At 36.7% G+C, this 16,828-nt stretch carries 14 protein-coding genes; 6 read left to right on the top strand and 8 right to left on the bottom strand.

The window, feature by feature from the left end; all coding sequences use genetic code 11:
* Window positions 1-115: 115 nt before the first annotated feature.
* The 3 genes from F8153_RS06940 to F8153_RS06930 form a co-directional block, all read right to left on the bottom strand.
* A complete protein-coding gene (locus F8153_RS06940; RefSeq protein WP_151865656.1) occupies window positions 116-643 on the bottom strand; it encodes an ECF transporter S component in 528 nt (175 codons plus the stop codon).
* Window positions 644-779: 136 nt separating this feature from the next.
* Window positions 780-1,322 (bottom strand): RNA 2',3'-cyclic phosphodiesterase, encoded by a 543-nt coding sequence (thpR, locus tag F8153_RS06935; protein ID WP_151865655.1) that lies wholly within the window; start codon window positions 1,320-1,322, stop codon window positions 780-782.
* Between the two features lie 10 nt (window positions 1,323-1,332).
* Complete coding sequence (locus F8153_RS06930) at window positions 1,333-1,806, bottom strand: pyridoxamine 5'-phosphate oxidase family protein (protein WP_151865654.1); 474 nt, start codon at window positions 1,804-1,806, stop codon at window positions 1,333-1,335.
* A gap of 235 nt (window positions 1,807-2,041) precedes the next feature.
* Here F8153_RS06930 and F8153_RS06925 point away from each other — a divergent pair, with 235 nt between their 5' ends.
* Window positions 2,042-3,091 (top strand): DUF4236 domain-containing protein, encoded by a 1,050-nt coding sequence (locus F8153_RS06925; RefSeq protein WP_192929702.1) that lies wholly within the window; start codon window positions 2,042-2,044, stop codon window positions 3,089-3,091.
* A gap of 206 nt (window positions 3,092-3,297) precedes the next feature.
* Here F8153_RS06925 and F8153_RS06920 read toward each other — a convergent pair whose 3' ends face one another.
* From F8153_RS06920 to F8153_RS06910, 3 genes are all read right to left on the bottom strand, one after another.
* Window positions 3,298-5,067, bottom strand: coding sequence for a M3 family oligoendopeptidase (locus F8153_RS06920; protein ID WP_151865652.1), 1,770 nt, complete (start codon window positions 5,065-5,067; stop codon window positions 3,298-3,300).
* A 27-nt stretch (window positions 5,068-5,094) separates the two neighbouring features.
* On the bottom strand, window positions 5,095-7,101 hold the full coding sequence (locus F8153_RS06915) for a S9 family peptidase (protein WP_151865651.1): 2,007 nt from the start codon (window positions 7,099-7,101) through the stop codon (window positions 5,095-5,097).
* Between the two features lie 155 nt (window positions 7,102-7,256).
* Window positions 7,257-8,108 carry a CvfB family protein gene (locus F8153_RS06910; RefSeq protein ID WP_151865650.1) on the bottom strand — a complete coding sequence of 284 codons (852 nt, stop codon included), beginning with the start codon at window positions 8,106-8,108 and terminating at the stop codon, window positions 7,257-7,259.
* A gap of 270 nt (window positions 8,109-8,378) precedes the next feature.
* On the opposite strand from F8153_RS06910, the gene F8153_RS06905 reads away from it, so the two are divergent.
* The 4 genes from F8153_RS06905 to F8153_RS06890 all read left to right on the top strand — a co-directional run bounded on the left by F8153_RS06905 (window position 8,379) and on the right by F8153_RS06890 (window position 13,571).
* The gene (locus F8153_RS06905; protein WP_151865649.1) at window positions 8,379-9,542 is read left to right on the top strand and encodes a DUF3798 domain-containing protein; all 1,164 of its coding nucleotides are present in this window, start codon (window positions 8,379-8,381) and stop codon (window positions 9,540-9,542) included.
* Window positions 9,543-9,630: 88 nt separating this feature from the next.
* Complete coding sequence (locus F8153_RS06900; RefSeq protein WP_330577759.1) at window positions 9,631-11,235, top strand: sugar ABC transporter ATP-binding protein; 1,605 nt, start codon at window positions 9,631-9,633, stop codon at window positions 11,233-11,235.
* Between the two features lies 1 nt (window position 11,236).
* Window positions 11,237-12,277: an ABC transporter permease subunit gene (locus F8153_RS06895; protein ID WP_151865648.1), complete on the top strand. Its 1,041-nt coding sequence runs from the start codon at window positions 11,237-11,239 to the stop codon at window positions 12,275-12,277.
* Window position 12,278: 1 nt separating this feature from the next.
* Complete coding sequence (locus F8153_RS06890; RefSeq protein ID WP_207707697.1) at window positions 12,279-13,571, top strand: ABC transporter permease subunit; 1,293 nt, start codon at window positions 12,279-12,281, stop codon at window positions 13,569-13,571.
* Between the two features lie 70 nt (window positions 13,572-13,641).
* On the opposite strand, the gene helD is transcribed toward F8153_RS06890, so the two are convergent.
* Window positions 13,642-15,915 carry an RNA polymerase recycling motor HelD gene (helD, locus tag F8153_RS06885; protein ID WP_151865647.1) on the bottom strand — a complete coding sequence of 758 codons (2,274 nt, stop codon included), beginning with the start codon at window positions 15,913-15,915 and terminating at the stop codon, window positions 13,642-13,644.
* A 292-nt stretch (window positions 15,916-16,207) separates the two neighbouring features.
* Between helD and F8153_RS16545 the strand changes: the two genes are divergently transcribed.
* Window positions 16,208-16,330, top strand: a complete 123-nt coding sequence (locus tag F8153_RS16545) for a hypothetical protein (protein ID WP_279237121.1) — start codon at window positions 16,208-16,210, stop codon at window positions 16,328-16,330.
* Between the two features lie 74 nt (window positions 16,331-16,404).
* Here F8153_RS16545 and F8153_RS06880 read toward each other — a convergent pair whose 3' ends face one another.
* Window positions 16,405-16,581: an HTH domain-containing protein gene (locus F8153_RS06880; RefSeq protein ID WP_151865646.1), complete on the bottom strand. Its 177-nt coding sequence runs from the start codon at window positions 16,579-16,581 to the stop codon at window positions 16,405-16,407.
* Window positions 16,582-16,828 lie beyond the last annotated feature (247 nt).

Raw genomic sequence — 16,828 nt, 5'->3', positions numbered from 1 at the left:
AATCCTTCTGATTTTATCTTTTTGAAGGAGGTATGTCAATAATTCAACTCAAAAACCACTAACATTGAATCCAATAAAAAAGATATGAGAGTTACCCATACCTTAAATATTCAATCTAATGGTTTTGTATACCTTTTAATATAATTGTCTTTTTTAATGCAAGCCCAATAGGCATGAATAGTGCTGCTCCTCCAAAGCCTTGAAGAAGGTCACTTGGGAAGCCACCTACAAGGGCTGCCATAAATTCTCCGTACATCAATGTATTAGTGATTAGGTAACCACCTGCCATTATTACAATCCCAACAGCCAAAGCCAAAAGGTTTCTAAATGCAAATAGCCCTTGACTTTCCTGATCAGCAATTGTACCTACAATATATCCCATGAATCCTTTAATAATTAGTGTAGGTATTGCATATTGTCCATAACCACTTAGTAAATCTGCAATAGCCGAACCAATTCCACCTGCAAAAGCAGCCTTCCTTCTACCGAATAATATGGCTGTTAAGAATATCATGCTATCACCCATGTGAATATAGCCATAACCTGCTGAGATGGGTATCTGTATGATCATAGTTGCAACTGTTACTAAAGCAGTTAAAAGTCCTATTAATGTTAAATCTTTTACTGTTAAATCATTTCTCATGTCATCATCTCCTTAATTGTATCTATATTGTATCTATGTATTCGTACAATTTTATTGTATCACGATTTTTTATATCTGTAAATTCTTTATTTCTCAATAGTTTCAAAGTAATTGTACCGATACAATTAGGAATATTTTATTGTAGACTACATCTATAAATTGCTTTGTAAACCAAAGCCCCCTTCTCCCTTTTACTCTCCATCAGGCTAATGCTATCTACCATTATTTCTCTTTCTTCCATCCTGATTTTATCCTTTATACTATCCAAGTCTTCAATTATCACTTGTCGTCCTAGAGTTATATGGGGACTATAGGGTCTTTCTTCCTTATTAAATCCCCTTCTATCTAAAACATCTTCAAGTTCATTATATACTGTCTTCAGCTTATCCATCTCTCCCCCCACACCTAGCCATAGGATATGCTTACTTTTTCTACTAAAGGTTCCCAGCTCCTTTGTAAGCAATGTAAAGGACTTTATCATTTCAACCGTTTCCTTCATAGCTTCCTTGATAGCGGTTATGGATTTTTCATCAGCCTCGCCGATGAATTTAAGAGTAAGATGGATATTGTCCTTATGGGTAAAGTTTCCCCCAGCAGATAAATCTTTAGCCTGTAGCTTTATTTCATTGAAAAACTCCTTTAATTCCCCATTAAACTCAATGGCAATGAAAACCCTCATAGTAGACCTCCTACAAATCTAAGTTGGCAGCCTTTCCAGATACCTTATCCATTACAATCTTTACAACTAAGCACCTGTCTATTGCTGCATCAATATATTTCATTCCCTTTTCAATATAATCATGGCTATAAATCCTTATAAATTCCATAAGGGCTTCCTTTTTTTCTAAAGCCTCTACAACCTCTGCCCTACCAAAAACAACCACGCTTTCATATTTTGTTGAGAATCTTTCTGGCAGAATTTCATCCCTTCCATATACCGAAAAGCAAACTCTCTTATTAAAATTAATATTGTCTAACTTGTGGCCTTCCATTCCACAATGAAAATAAATAGCATTGCTAAAGTATACATAATTCAAAGGGATTCCGTAGGGTTGTCCATCTTCCCCCACTGTCGATAGAGTTCCCACCCTTCCTTTCCTTAGGACCTCTATTGCCCCATCGTAGGATATTTCTCTGTCACTTCTTCTCATGGGTCGTTTCATTTTTCATACTCCCCTTCTAAATTCTTATAATTTTTATATCTCTTGCTACTCCCTCTATTTCAGGCTGATACTCAGTGGTTTTCCTCCTAGATGAGAAGGAAATAGCTATACATCATCTATTATAGCATGGGTTTTATCCATTTACCTTCCTTACTTTTTGCCTTAAACTGTTTGACTTTTTTTTCCTTTCGTCTATAATGTTAATAAGTACCTACTGATGAAGAGGAGGTTTTATATGAAGCTAAAGAATAAGAAGCTTATAGCACTGGGTAAGGGGCTAAAAATAAACTTTAATCAAAAATCTGCCACTATCAGTGGAAGTTATAAGTGGCTTCGCTTCAATATCCATAAGGGTGGCATAAAGGCCACTGCAAAAATCCCTGGAACCGATATAAGCTATACTCAGGATATACCTGTTCCTAAGGGCCTACAAAAATGGTCCGATACGAAGGTTGAGGTTGTTGAAAAAAAGACCCTGCATGTTTTCTTCACCAGGGAAGTACCCCAATACTTAAAAAGTCAATACTACAATCTTTATTCAATTATAGGATTAATAGGCATCATATTTGTTTTTGCAGCCTTTGTTGAAACCTACTTCTTCTTTGTAGGGGTATTCTTTGTATACTTAAAGTTTATGCTACAAAGGCGAACTGATGAAACAGCCCTTGCTTATAAAGATGCTTATAGATTTTTTAGAACAAGAAAATTTGACAAATCTATAAAAGAACTCCATAAGGTGATGAAGCACCCAATGGCAGATAAAAAGCTGAAGCTGGTGTTGGCTGAATGCTATTTAGAGTTGAATGATGAAGATAAGGCCTATGAAGCCTATGTAGATTTCTTTTCTGCTATAGATCCAATAGAGTTGGATTCATCCGATTATTGGAGCCCTAAGGCCAATGCAATCCTGATGTCCTTAGAAAGGGAAAACTATGATTTGGCCCTTAGTATAGCCGAAGGCCTAAGGGGTGAGGATGAAAATATAGACTTTAAGCTATGGAGAAATTATTTTAAAGGTTTGGTTTTCATGGGAAAGCAGCAATATGAAATGGCCATCCATGCCTTTAAGGACGCCATAGGTAAAAAAAGAAGCATGGAGGCCCCCTACATTGATGCCCACTATCTATTGGGAGTGGCCTATGGTATTACTGGAAAGAATTCCTTAGCTAAGGAAAGATTCCAAAGGGTTTATAGTGCCAATTCCAACTATAAATCTATAAAAAACATTATTAATGAAATTGAAAAGGGACGTAAGGTTTCACATATCATTGAGGATATTCAATAAAAATAGAGCTTGCAAAATGCAAGCTCTATTGAGGTTGAATTCGACAAAATCCAGACTGTTCAAAAGCTGTTAGAGTCGAGGCGCAAGGAAATCTAGCGGTTGCAGCGTATACAGAAATACGCAAGAGTGCTGGATTTTTGCAGCAACAAAGAATATGATAGTTTTTCAACTGTCTGAATAGAGCTTGCAAAATGCAAGCTCTATTTTTATTTTTCTGCCAACCTTATGAATTTATCAATATCCTTCTTCACCAGTTTCAATGATGCCCTCCAGAACTCAATATCTGTTACATCAATTTTCATGGTGGCGGCAACATCTTCAATTGTCATTTTTCCAGTAACTTCCAGTAGCTTCACATACTCATCGGCAAAGGATTGGCCCCTTTCCATATAGATGGCATATAACCCCATTGAGAATAAGAGCCCAAAGGCATAGGGGAAGTTGTAAAAATGTCTTTCGGGATAGTAGTAATGTACCTTGTTAACCCACATATAGGGATGTAGGAAGTCATGATTTAAGCCATCACCATAGGCCTTCTTTTGAGAATCCTCAATCATTTCCTTAAGCTCCTTAACAGAAAGAACATGATCCTCTCTACGGTTAAAGAGCTCCGTTTCAAATAGATACCTGCTATAAATATCCACAATTACCTGTCCAGCATGGGTTATAGAACCCTCTAGAATGGCAAATTGTTCCTCAGGTGTGCTATTCTTTAGTGCATCGTTTACTAGGATGGTTTCAGCAAAGATGGATGCTGTTTCAGCCAATGGCATAGGATAAATTGAATTTAATAGACTTTGGTTTTTCAAGCATTCCCCATGATAACCATGACCCAGTTCATGGGCAAGGGTGGTTACATCACTTAAGCTACCATTGAAATTTGTTAGAATTCGACTTTGCTTAAGGGGAGGAATATTATAACAGAAGGCCCCTCCACTCTTACCAGCCCTAGGCTCCACATCCACCCATTCCTTTTCAAAGGCCTTTTTGGCGAAATCTCCTAAATCCTTGCTAAAGGAGTAAAAATTCTTCATAACATATTCCTTTGCTTCCTCATAGGAGAACTTCTTGTCGACCTTCCCCATAGGAGCAAAGACATCATAGAAGGGTAATCCATCTTCATGACCCAAAAGCTCTGCCTTTTTTCTGAAGAATCTATGGAATTCAGGTAAGCTTTCAACCATTGCAGCCAACATTGAATCTAAGGTTTCCTTCTTCATTTTATAGGTGTTTAAGGTTTCCTCTAAGGGAGATGAATATCCCCTTTTCTTTGCTACTGTAATGGTTTCACCTTTAATCCCATTTAAGCAGGCTGCAGAAACATCTTCAATTTTTTCATAGGCCCTTAGTTCTGCCTCATAAGCCTTTTTCCTTAAGGTTCCATCGGCTTCATCTGCCATGTTTCGAACTACCGTTAAGGGTAAGGATTTCATTTCTCCGTCCATTTCAATATCAACCATCAAGGTGGAGGTCATTAGCTTCTGAAGTTCAGACCATGCCTTTCCTCCTGTATTGGTTAGCTTTGCTATTAAAATCTCTTCCTTGTCCTCTAGCAGATATTTATTTTTGGAGATTAAATCCTTAATATAAAAGGTGTGCTCTGCAAGGAAGTCGGAGTATGCTAAAACTTCATCAATATTGTTAACTTTATCCAGCCACTTTCTAAGGATTACTTCTGAGGTCTTACCATCGGAATACTTATTGTTCACCTTTCCTAGTGCTTGCTTTGCCTCAGCATTTTTTGCATCCACACTCATTACAAGGAAGGAATACACCAACAGCTTATAATATAGCTCTGAAAAGCCAATGATTCTCTTTAATGCACCGGCAAGCTTTTCTTCTGGATTATCTGGAGTCGTTAAATTTTCTGTTATCCACTTATTTGTTTCATCAACCTTGTTATAAAAATCCTCCATATCTCTGTTAAATTTGGGATCCTCAAAGGACAAATAAAGATCATCTAAATTCCATTTCACTAATAATTCCTCCTTAATACTGTAAAATTATTCTTTGTTTTTTAGATATTTATCAAACCATTCAGTAATTTCCTTAAGCCTTCTGATACGGTGCTTTGGCTTACCACTTCGGCTTAGCTCATGGTTTTCGCCCCTAAACATACACATTCTAGCCTGAACATTATGGAACTTCAATGCCGTAAACATTTGAATGGCCTCAACCCACCAGCAACGATAATCCTCTTCAGAGTGAATAAAAAGGGTGGGGGTTTTTACATTTTCGATGTATTTTAGTGGTGAATGCCACCAAAGCTTATCATGATCCTTCCATGGATCCCCTCCAATTTGATCCATCGCAAAGAAGTATCCAATATCCGAGGTTGAGAACATTGTGGTCCAATTGGAAATACATCGCTGAGAGGCAGCAGCCTTAAATCTATCTGTATGACCGATTATCCAATTGGTCATAAAGCCTCCGTAAGATCCACCTGTAACACCAATTCTGCCCTTATCAATTGATGGGTATTTTTCTAAAACAACATCGGTGAATTTCATGATGTCTTCATAATCAATCGTTCCGTATTTACCTCTAATGTCTGCAAAGGCATTGCCCTTTCCGTCACTACCCCTTGGATTACAGAAGAAAACAAAATAGCCTTCATTTGCCCAATATTGCATTTCATGATAATAAACCTCTCCATAGACGGTTTTAGGTCCACCATGAATGTCTAAGATGGCAGGGTAGCTCTTCTTCTCATCATAATCCTTAGGTAAAAGTACCCAACCATCAATGCCAACACCCTTTTCAGTATCTACTCCTACATGTTGGGGAGTGGCGATATACTTATCCTTAAGACTGTCCTTATTAAAGGCTGTTATTTTGATTTCCTCATTCCCAGATAATCTATAAACCTCTTGTAAATCCTGTCCCCTAAGGCCAATGATGAGAATTTTGTGATCGTTAACAGCAAAGGAATCTATAGAACCATTATCCTTCGTTAATTTTTCAATGTTCCCATCCAGATCAAGGGTATTTATAAAAGAGCTTCCTCCATTGGTGGTTAAAAAGTATAATTTATCATTGAAGAATCTGATTGCCTTTGGTGGTCCGTAACGACAATCGGAACCAACGCTGCTTCCAACACTATTATCAAAGTCTGGAGTAATACACCTTGATTCTTTAGATTTAGTATTCATTATGTAGAACTTACTATTTTGATTCAAGCCATAATCCTTCATGTCATTTATTAGAAGGATAATTTCTTCATCGCTGATAAAGTGGGGAGCAGTATGTCTAGCCTCTTCATCGGTGATTTTATTTAAGCTATTGGTTTCTAAATCCCCTATATACACATGATTATAAAAATCCATCTTATTGGTATAATCCGTTGCATTGAATACTACTTTACTCTTGTTTTTATTAAGCTGAAAGGCCTCTACCGACATGGTTTCTGTAGTAATGGGAACAGCAGTGCCTTCCTTGACATCATACTTATATAATCTACTTCTTACTCTATTGGTGTAACCAGCTCCGTTACTCCAGAAGGGTATTTCCTCCATTACTTCGTAATCCTTATCCTCTTTTCTATTTTTTAACTCCTCTTCCCTTTCCTCTTTAGATAATCCCTCTAAGGATTTTTTATAGGGATTATAAACAGCTGAAAAAATATAATTTCCATCCTTAAGCGCCTTTATTGAGGTTACATGATGGGGTATTTTAAACAACTCTTGAGCTTCTCCACCCTTAATGTTAATTTTATAGAACTTAGTATTAATCTCACCAGAATTATTCTTTTCCTGATCCTTAGGATTCCTCTCACCACTAAATAGAATTTCTTCATCATTTAACCATATAAAGCTTCTTTCCTTGTCCCCAGATGTTAATTGAAAATAAGTATTGTCGTCATCGTTATAAAGCCAGAGATTTGACTTGTATCCGTTTTCCTCCATATCCGCTTCATATACTGTAAAGCATGCATTTTTCCCTTTCGGTGCATATTCCAAGCTAGATAGAAACTTAAATTTTGTAAAATCCTCCATCAGAATTTTTTCCATGTTAATCCTCCTTATAGATATTTAATTCTCTTTAAAATATTATCTCTTATATTTAGAAATATTTCAATATACGAAATTTTTAGTGATCCTTAAGAAAACCCCTTGAATGGTGTAATTTCAAGGGGCGAATAATTATTTCGAGTATAAAAATTTATTTATTCAACAGGTTTGTCCTTAGTAAATCTTATTCCATCGGAGTCTATTTCCACAATTCTTTCCTTCAATAGCTTTCCTATAGCCCTTTTAAAGGCATTTTTACTAATTTTAAAGTATTTCTTTATTTCCTCAGGACTACTGTTATCCCTTAGGGGTAGATAACCCTTATTCCGAATCATATATTTAACAATATCATTGGCATCCTCTTCCATCTGGTGGTGGGCCAGCTTTTTAGTTGACAAATCTAATTTCCCGTCATCCCGAACCTTGACGATTCTAAATACCTCCTTATCGCCGATTCTATAATCCTTTGTAACCTCAGAGTTATGCAATAATCCATGATATTTATTTTCAACAGCAACAAATACCCCCAAGTCTCTACTTAATCCATAAACTGTTCCCTGCACTGTATCTCCAGCTTTAAAGGGGCTATCGGTTCTTAAAGCATCCTCCAGCTTCATAGAACCACATAGTCTTTTACTTTTATCAAGATAAATCTTTACTAAATAATACTTATGCTTTTCCATTTTACAGGTTTGCTCCCTTATAGGAACAAATAAATCCTTTTCTAAGCCCCAGTATAGAAAGGCCCCTATTTTTGTTACATCTACCACCTTTAAATAGGCCAGTTCCCCCACCTTTGCCAGTGGCTCCTTTGTAGTTGCTGCAAGCTTGTCCTCAGAATCCCTATAAATAAATACCTCTATAGAATCTCCCTCAGAAATATCCTCTGATAGTTCCCCTATTGGAAGTATAATATGATCCTCATCTCTTCCATTGGACAAGAAAACTGCATTTTTTAAGATTTTCGTAACAATTAACTGGTTCTTTTTACCTATTTCTACTTTCAAGCTTCTTCCACCTCTCCTACTTGTTATCCTATTATCTACATTCTACCATAATTTATTTATTTTAATTTATATATTTTAAATTCTATGTTTAAAAAAAGTTAATTATATAATTTAATTTTTCATATAACTCAGAATAATTTGTACTTGCTTCCATAATCCAGTAATAATATAATTAATAAATAGAAATATTTTAATTATTAAAATATTCTAGCAATACCTTTCCTAAAGGGAGGGGGAAAAGCAGTAAAAAAATTTTAAGGGGGAAAAAAGATGTTGAAAAAATTAATTGCTGTTTTATTAGTTTTAGTACTAGTTTTAGGAATGGCAGCATGTAGTAAGCCAGCTGAAGAAACTCCTGCAACAGGTGGAGAAGCTGCTGAAAGTCCTGCGGATGCCCCAGAAAAGTCTGCATACAAGATTGGTATCATGACTGGTACTGTAAGTCAGGGGGAAGAAGAATTCCGCTTAGCTCAAAAAATGAAGGAAAAGTACGGAGACATGATCATTACTGCTACATATCCTGATAAGTTTATGCAGGAGCAAGAAACCACCATCACTAATATGATGGCTATGGCTTCAGACCCCGATGTTAAAGCTATTGTTATGGTTCAAGCAGTTCCTGGTGCTGCAGCAGCCATAGATAGAGTTAGAGAAATTAGACCAGATATCTTCTTCTTCCTAGGCGTTCCTGGTGAAGACCCAGATATGATTGCCAGTAAGGGAGATATAATCCTTCAAACAAATGACTTAGCAAGAGGTCCTCAAATAGCCCAACACGCTAAGGAAATGGGAGCGAAAGTTCTTGTTCATTACTCATTCCCTAGACATATGTCCTATGAAATGCTTGCTAAAAGAAGAGATATGATGAAGGAAGAAGCCGAAAAAATTGGTCTAATATTTGTTGAAGCCGACGCTCCAGATCCAACAGGAGATGCAGGAGTTCCTGGAACACAGCAATTTATCCTTGAAGATCTACCAAGAAAAGTTGATGAATACGGTAAGGATACTGCCTTCTTTGGAACCAACTGTGCGATGATGGAGCCAATGATCAGATCAACTATTGAGGAAGGAGCCATCTTCCCAGTGCAATGTTGTCCTTCTCCATATCATGCACTACCTGCAGCCCTTGGTGTTTCCATTCCTGACGATAAGAAGGGTGACATTGACTTTATAAGAACTGAACTAGAGAATAAGATTAAAGCTGCAGATGCAGGTGGTAGAGTTGCAACCTGGCCAGTTCCAGTGAATATGATGTATATAGAAGCTGGTGTTGAGTACGTTAGAGCCTACTTAGATGGCAATACCACTGATAAGGTTGATCAAGCTAAATTAGTTGAAATTCTAGAAGACATTGCAGGTGGAAAGGTACAGTTAAGCAACTATGGCGATTATAACAACTATTTCTTATACCTATCAGACCATATCATATTCTAGTAATAAAAATATGTTGTTTTATGCAAGGTTGCTAAATTTGCAACCTTGCATTTTTAAGAATAGAATTTCTATTTAAGGAGGTATCCCTTTGAAATCACAGCAATATGTTTTGAAGATGAATAATATATCAAAGGAATATTATGGAACAAGGGTTTTGAATAACATTAATCTAGAGATTAAGGCCGGCGAAATCCATGCACTTCTTGGTGAAAATGGAGCAGGTAAATCTACCCTAATGAATATACTGTTCGGAATGTCTGTTATTCATTCCACTGGTGGCTTTCAGGGGGAAATAGAGCTAGAGGGTAATAAAGTAGATATTCATTCACCACTACAGGCTATGAATTTAGGCATTGGCATGGTTCACCAAGAGTTTATGCTGATACCAGGCTACACAATTACCGAAAACATAAAGCTCAACAGAGAATTGATAAAAAAGGATTTTATGAATAGATTAATGCCAGCCCCCTTGAAGCAAATAGACTTTGATGAGATGAATAAAGAAGCAAGAAAAGCCCTTGATACATTAGATATTGGGATTGAGGAATGGGTAAAGGTTGCAGGACTTCCTGTAGGATATATGCAATTTATTGAAATTGCCCGTGAAATTGACAAGCAAAACATAAAGGTTTTGGTTTTCGATGAACCAACAGCCGTATTAACTGAAAGCGAGGCAGAAAACCTACTTAAGGCTATGAAAAAAATTGCCAGTACAGGAATAGCAATCATTTTTATAACCCATAGATTGGATGAGGTTATGGAGGTAGCTGATAATATAACAATCTTAAGGGATGGTCAATTTATCACCAGAAAAAATAAGGCTGATACCAATGTATTTGAAATGGCTGAATTAATGGTTGGTAGACAAATAGAAAGCATGGTACAGCATGATGTAAAAGACTATGATAATCAGCCCGTTTCAATATCTTTAAAGGGATTTAATGTAGCTATGCCCGGCGAAGAAGTTCGAAATTTAAATCTTGATATTTATCAGGGAGAAATACTCGGAATAGGCGGATTAGCTGGACAGGGTAAAATTGGTATAGCAAATGGGATAATGGGTTTGTACCCTGCATGGGGTGAGGTATTGATTAATGGCCAGCCTTTAACTCTCAATAATCCGAAGGAATCTATCAAGAGAAACCTAGCCTTTGTATCTGAGGACCGGAGGGGTGTGGGTCTTCTATTGGATACTTCCATTGAAATGAATATTGCCATAACCGCTATGCAAAACAAAGATAAATTTATAAAGAAATACGGGTTATTTAGTCAGAAGAACCATAGTGAGATCCGAAAGCACGCCTTAGAAATGATTCAGAAGTTGGATATACGTTGTATTGGACCTGAACAGATTACAAGAAGACTAAGTGGTGGCAATCAGCAGAAGGTATGTATTGCCAGAGCACTAACCCTAGACCCCATGATCCTTTTGGTTTCAGAACCTACAAGGGGTATTGATATAGGTGCAAAGAAACTAGTTTTAGATACCCTTATTAAATTAAACAAAGAGTTGGGTATTACCATAATAATAACTTCTAGTGAATTGGCTGAACTTAGATCCATCTGTCATAGAATTGCCATAGTGAGCGAGGGTAAAATTGAAGGAATCCTTAAGCCAGATGACAGTGATACAGATTATGGTCTAATGATGTCAGGTGAATACAATAAACTCAAGAGTAAGGAGGTAATTTAATATGAGGAATAAACTGCATGTATTTATTAAACAATTTGGATTGCCTCGGATTATTATAGTATCCTTCCTGCTATCTCTCTGTGTATTGGCAATAATATATAATCTCTCTATTGCAGGTCTCCTTTCAGATACATTGGTGAGAACTGGTATGCACGGGGTCTTGGTACTGGCGATGGTACCAGGCATCTTATGTGGAATAGGCTTGAACTTTGGATTGCCTTTAGGTATACTTTGTGGTCTTATTGGTGGACTTATCAGTATAGAGCTTGATTTAGTAGGATTTACAGCCCTTTTTACTGCTATCCTTGTTTCAATTCCAATAGCAGTTGTTGTTGGTTGGGGATATGGTATTCTACTCAATAAGGTAAAGGGTTCTGAAATGATGGTGGCCACCTACGCAGGATTTTCAGCAGTATCTTTAATGAGTATTGGCTGGATGATTTTGCCCTTTAAGAGTGATGAGATTGCTTGGATTATTGGTGGGGGATTAAGGACCACAATAACCCTTACTGAGAGATATGATAAAATACTAAACAATTTTGCTGCCATAAACATTGGTAATTTAACAATTCCCACAGGTTTATTATTATTTCTTATAACCATGAACTTTATCGTATGGATTATCCTTAGAAGTAAAGCAGGAATTGCTATGAAGGCTGTGGGTGATAATCCTAGATTTGCAACTGCATCAGGATTAAATGTTAATAAATACAGGATTTTTGGTGCTATTTTATCTACTGTATTGGGAGCAATAGGAATCATAGTTTATAGCCAGAGTTTTGGCTTTATACAGCTTTATCAAGCTCCTATGTTTATGGGCTTTTCTGCTGTAGCAGCCATCCTTATCGGTGGCGCAACTGTTAAAAAGGCTTCCATATCCCATGTATTTATTGGAACCTTCCTTTTTCAAGGATTACTTGTTGTGGCATTGCCTGTTGCAAACAAAATGTTAACTGAAGGAAGCTTAGCGGAAATAACTAGAATTATTGTGAGCAATGGTATTATATTATATGCATTGACACAGGTGGGAGGTGGAGAGTAATATGGCAGAATTGATTGAAGTAAATAAAAAAGATTCGGTGTTAGATAAAATTAAGAAGTTCGCCCTTAATAATATGGTAACAATTATGTTTGTGATTATCTGCTATATTGGTTTTTATTTCTCAAACTTAACCTTTGCATTTTTTATTAACGATTTAATCACAAGAATAGCTAGAAATTCCTTCCTTGTTTTAGCATTAATCATTCCAGTGTTGGCAGGTATGGGTTTAAATTTCGCTATTGTTCTAGGAGCCATGGCTGGACAGGTGGCAATTATAATGGTTACCCACTGGGGTATTGTTGGTTGGCAGGGCTTTTTCCTATGTGTTTTAATTTCAGCCCCCTTAGCCATTATATTTGGATACCTAACAGGTAAACTATTAAATAAAACTAAGGGTCAAGAAATGATCACTAGCCTGATTCTTGGTTTTTTTGCCAACGGCCTCTATCAGCTGGTTTTCTTAATAATGGTGGGAAGTGTTATACCCATGCATAATGAAACTTTACTTCTAAGCTCTGGTGTAGGGTTAAGGGTTTCTATAGATTTAACTGGAGGATTAAAATATGCAATCGATGATCTACTAAGATGGACCTTTCCCAAAACCCTTATGATGCTTGGTTCTGCCTCTATATTAATTGGCGGATTTAATATCTATAAGTATATTAAAGGGGTTCCCAATTATCTAAAGGGCAAGATAAAACTAAGGATGATTGGCTATGTCTTAGCCGGAATTTCACTTGTTATATATTCCATAATAATTACCAACAGTAATTCCCTACTTAATAATATTAAGGTTCCTATTATAACAATGGTTATTATCGGGCTCCTTTGTTTGTTTAATATTTTCATTTCTAAAGCCAAAATCGGTCAAGATTTTAGAACCGTAGGCCAAGATAGGCATGTTGCAACTGTATCTGGTATAAAGTCCGATAAAGTAAGAGTAACAGCTATCGTTATTTCAACCCTCCTAGCAGCTTGGGGGCAGTTATTCTTCTTACAAAATCTTGGAACCCTAAGTACCTATGGTAGCCATGAGCAGGTTGGTATGTTCGCTATAGCCGCCCTCTTGATTGGTGGTGCCTCTGTTACAAAGGCCAATATAGGCCACGCACTTTTAGGTACAGTTTTATTCCATACCCTCTTCATTGTATCACCTATCGCAGGTAAGAATTTATTTGGAGATGCCCAATTAGGAGAATATTTTAGAGCCTTTGTTGCCTATGGTGTAATAGGATTATCCTTAGGAATGCACGCTTGGAAAAAGCAGCTTCAATCAAGACGTAGATTATCATAAATTAATGAATGGAAAATGCGACAGGGGACGATTTCCCTGTCGCATTTTAATTTGAGTAGGATATTCCATATTATATATCTAACAGCCTTGAAGGTTTGCCGAGATAATACAAATATAATCTATGGAGGGCTCTTGTTATTCCTACATATAACAACTTCACATCCATAGGGTCATCGGTGTAATGATCCTCATCAACATTCCATAAAAATACTCCATCAAATTCTAAACCCTTTGATAAATAGGAAGGAATTACCACAATTCCATTAATAAAGGTATCTTCATCATCGGTTAGAAGCTTTACATCCTCTAAGAGGTTTTCTAAATACCCATATGCCCTCTTTGTTTCTTCTAAATTCTTACAAATAATGGCCATTGTAGCATATCCTATATCCTTAAGCTCTTCTATTCTTTCAGCTATTTTTTCTGCCATTTCTGCCTGATCTCCTACCTTTACTAAGGAGGGCACCTCCCCATGTCTAAATACAGGTTCAGCCATGAGGGGGTCTAAACCCTTGCATTTTTTGATTACTTTATTGGATAGCTCTACTATTTCTATGGTTGAACGATAGCTTGTGGTCAATAAATGATAATGGTAGTTTTTATCTTTGAAAACCCTCTCCATTGTCCTCTCCCAGCTATTAATTCCCCTATATCCGTAGATTCCTTGAGATATATCCCCTACAAAGGTAAAAGAATCATTAATGGCTATTTCTCTTAGAAGACTCAGTCGAAATTCGTCAAAATCCTGAACTTCATCCACCACAATATGATTGTATTTATGTCTTTCCTTAAAATCTATAAGCTTTATATGAAGGTATGCCAAAGGTGTCAAATCCTCAGCCTCTAAAATCCCACCTTCTATTTCATGAAATATATGCTGCCATACCTCATCAAATAACCCATCCCTCATTTTATCTCTAAAGGCCTTTGCTAACTCATCCTTTTCTTTTATGAGATCTTTATAAAAATCTATGGCACTAAACTTAGTCACCTGCTGTAGATAATTATCCACCAATTGTGGAATGCTGCTTATAATTTCATCAAATATTCTATCCCTTTCATCATAAAGCCTAATAATCTCCTGTTGATCCTTATAGGCCTTAGCCTTAAGAATCTTTTTCTGATAGCGTGCATCCACCTGATCCTTAATATCCTTCTTATCCTTCTTTAGTCTTGCCTTCAGGTAAGTCTTCATCTTTTTGATCCTCTCCTCAAGGGAAAGATGAAGATTGCTGGTTAAAAATACCTCTCTAATGGTTGTGTGCTCCAGCAACGGAATTCCATTGTAGCTAAGTCCCTCTATAGGCATCAGACCTGCCTCAAGCCTTCGTATATGGGTATCTATTACCCGTCTGAATAATAAAGATCCCTTAAGCTTAGAGGCAGTAGCAATAACCTCTTTCTTTATGTTCTCCTTTGAAGCTAGCAAATTTAATTTATCCTGACTTTTGGTGAGCTTCACCTTTCTTCCTAATATACCCATTGCCCAATCCTCAAAGGTGGTTTGTCTAACGTTATCTACACCAAGTTCTGGCAATATTGCAGAAATATAGTCTAGGAATAGCTTATTGGGGGCTATTACCATATAATTTGCAGTATGTAGGTTTTTTCTATTATTGTATATCAGATAAGCCATTCTATGGAGGGCTATGGTGGTTTTACCACTACCTGCAACACCCTGAACCACCAGAGGCCTCAAACTATCGCTTCGAATAATCTTATTCTGTTGATCCTGAATAGTAGCCACGATCTCCTTCAATCTACCGCTGGTTGTTTTATTTAAGGCCCCTATCAAAAATTCTCCCTTACCCTTTAAGCTATCCTCAATGATATTTTCAGAGGTTTTTTCATCATAGATGGCAGAAAGACTTCCACCAACAATTTCGTACCTTCTTTTCAAGTGCATCTCACCTTTGATCTCTCCTGCTGGTGCTTTAAATCCAACCTCTTTACTATGGCCGCTATAATATATGTCAGCCACCGGTGCTCTCCAATCTACTACTACTGGCATATCTTCCCTCTGGTCATGAAGTCCAAATTTACCTATATATATTTTCTCGATTTCTTCTCGATTTTTTTCTTGAAAGTCTACTCTGCCAAAATAAGGGGATTCCTCAGCAAACTTTAAGTTCTTTAAGTTTCTTTCAGCAAATTGATGAAGCTGTTGCTTTGCTATAAGCCTCTCATCCTGTAGATGAAGAACTTCCTTCCTAATTTTTTTAATCTCCTCCTTTAAAGAATCCTCTTGCTTTTCCACAGTAGCTTTTTCATGAATAACCCACTTTTTTACTTCCTTAAGCTTCTTATCCTCAGCTTTGTAGTCTGGATGTTTTAGTGCTTCCATAATATCCCTCCTTATCGAAGTGTAAAACAATTCTATTCCATTTTATGAAATATTACAAATCTACATTGGTTCATTGTCATACTCCTTGTAATAGAGGTTTTCATAGTAAATAAAAATTCCTCTGTTTTTCTAAGTTTTTCTTGCCAATCTGGTGTTTTTTTGATAAACTATTGGTGTGAATCATACCTTCTTTCGGGTATGATTTTTTTTGTTTAATTTTCATTTATTATCCATATGTATTTTCCCATCGATTGTTTTATAATTTAATTACTGGACTAAGGGGTGATGCTATGTGTTAGATGAGATTTTTGAATTTATTTTTCAGGTGGTGGTTGAAGCCATATTTGAAGTGGTAGTTTATGTAATCATAAAACCCTTTAGTTGGATTTACCAAACCATATTAAGGTTCAGATAATTAGTTAAACTTCATAAGAAAAAGGAAGCAACATCATTGTCAGCTTCCTTTTCTATTCTCCTAGCCTATTGGCTTTACTCTGCTGAATAATAGCACCTCTTAGGAGAATTAATTTTACCCTCTTCTTTAAGACTTTTAATAGCCTTATCCACTTCCTTTTTATCTAGGCCTGTTATTCCAGCTATTTCCCCTGCCTTTAAGGGTTCCTTTGATTCTTTTAGGGCCTTCAAAATACTTTCATTTGTACTCATATAATTTCCTCCTATCTCTTTCTTTGAAATTTATTCTTTATATATCTCCGTTTTTCTTAGAAATACGAAGAATTTAAATTTATTATATCTGGAGCCGCTTTGTTAATTCATCCTAAGCTCGGTTATCGTGAGCGAGGTCGAAAAAGTGGCTGCCCTCGCTGCTTACAGCGGGTTGCTAGAGGCTCCATGTCAAGTCGACCCACCTGAGTCACCCCAAAGTAAGACTTTACATGGAGAGGACAACCTG

Origin of the sequence: Alkaliphilus serpentinus, assembly GCF_009017255.1 — a bacterium.
GTDB lineage: Bacteria > Bacillota > Clostridia > Peptostreptococcales > Natronincolaceae > Alkaliphilus_D > Alkaliphilus_D serpentinus.
The sequence above is the reverse complement of the archived record's forward strand: the minus strand, read 5'-3'. Positions and strand labels throughout refer to the sequence as shown.

What these genes read in the sequence shown, in the direction of transcription:
- F8153_RS06925 (WP_192929702.1), top strand. Translation starts at nt 2,042, where the DNA reads ATGAAGCTAAAGAATAAGAAGCTTATAGCACTGGGTAAGGGGCTAAAA.
- F8153_RS06930 (WP_151865654.1), bottom strand. Translation starts at nt 1,806, where the DNA reads ATGAAACGACCCATGAGAAGAAGTGACAGAGAAATATCCTACGATGGG.
- helD (WP_151865647.1), bottom strand. Translation starts at nt 15,915, where the DNA reads ATGGAAGCACTAAAACATCCAGACTACAAAGCTGAGGATAAGAAGCTT.
- F8153_RS06915 (WP_151865651.1), bottom strand. Translation starts at nt 7,101, where the DNA reads ATGGAAAAAATTCTGATGGAGGATTTTACAAAATTTAAGTTTCTATCT.
- F8153_RS06890 (WP_207707697.1), top strand. Translation starts at nt 12,279, where the DNA reads ATGGCAGAATTGATTGAAGTAAATAAAAAAGATTCGGTGTTAGATAAA.
- F8153_RS06905 (WP_151865649.1), top strand. Translation starts at nt 8,379, where the DNA reads ATGTTGAAAAAATTAATTGCTGTTTTATTAGTTTTAGTACTAGTTTTA.
- thpR (WP_151865655.1), bottom strand. Translation starts at nt 1,322, where the DNA reads ATGAGGGTTTTCATTGCCATTGAGTTTAATGGGGAATTAAAGGAGTTT.
- F8153_RS06940 (WP_151865656.1), bottom strand. Translation starts at nt 643, where the DNA reads ATGAGAAATGATTTAACAGTAAAAGATTTAACATTAATAGGACTTTTA.
- F8153_RS06895 (WP_151865648.1), top strand. Translation starts at nt 11,237, where the DNA reads ATGAGGAATAAACTGCATGTATTTATTAAACAATTTGGATTGCCTCGG.
- F8153_RS06880 (WP_151865646.1), bottom strand. Translation starts at nt 16,581, where the DNA reads ATGAGTACAAATGAAAGTATTTTGAAGGCCCTAAAAGAATCAAAGGAA.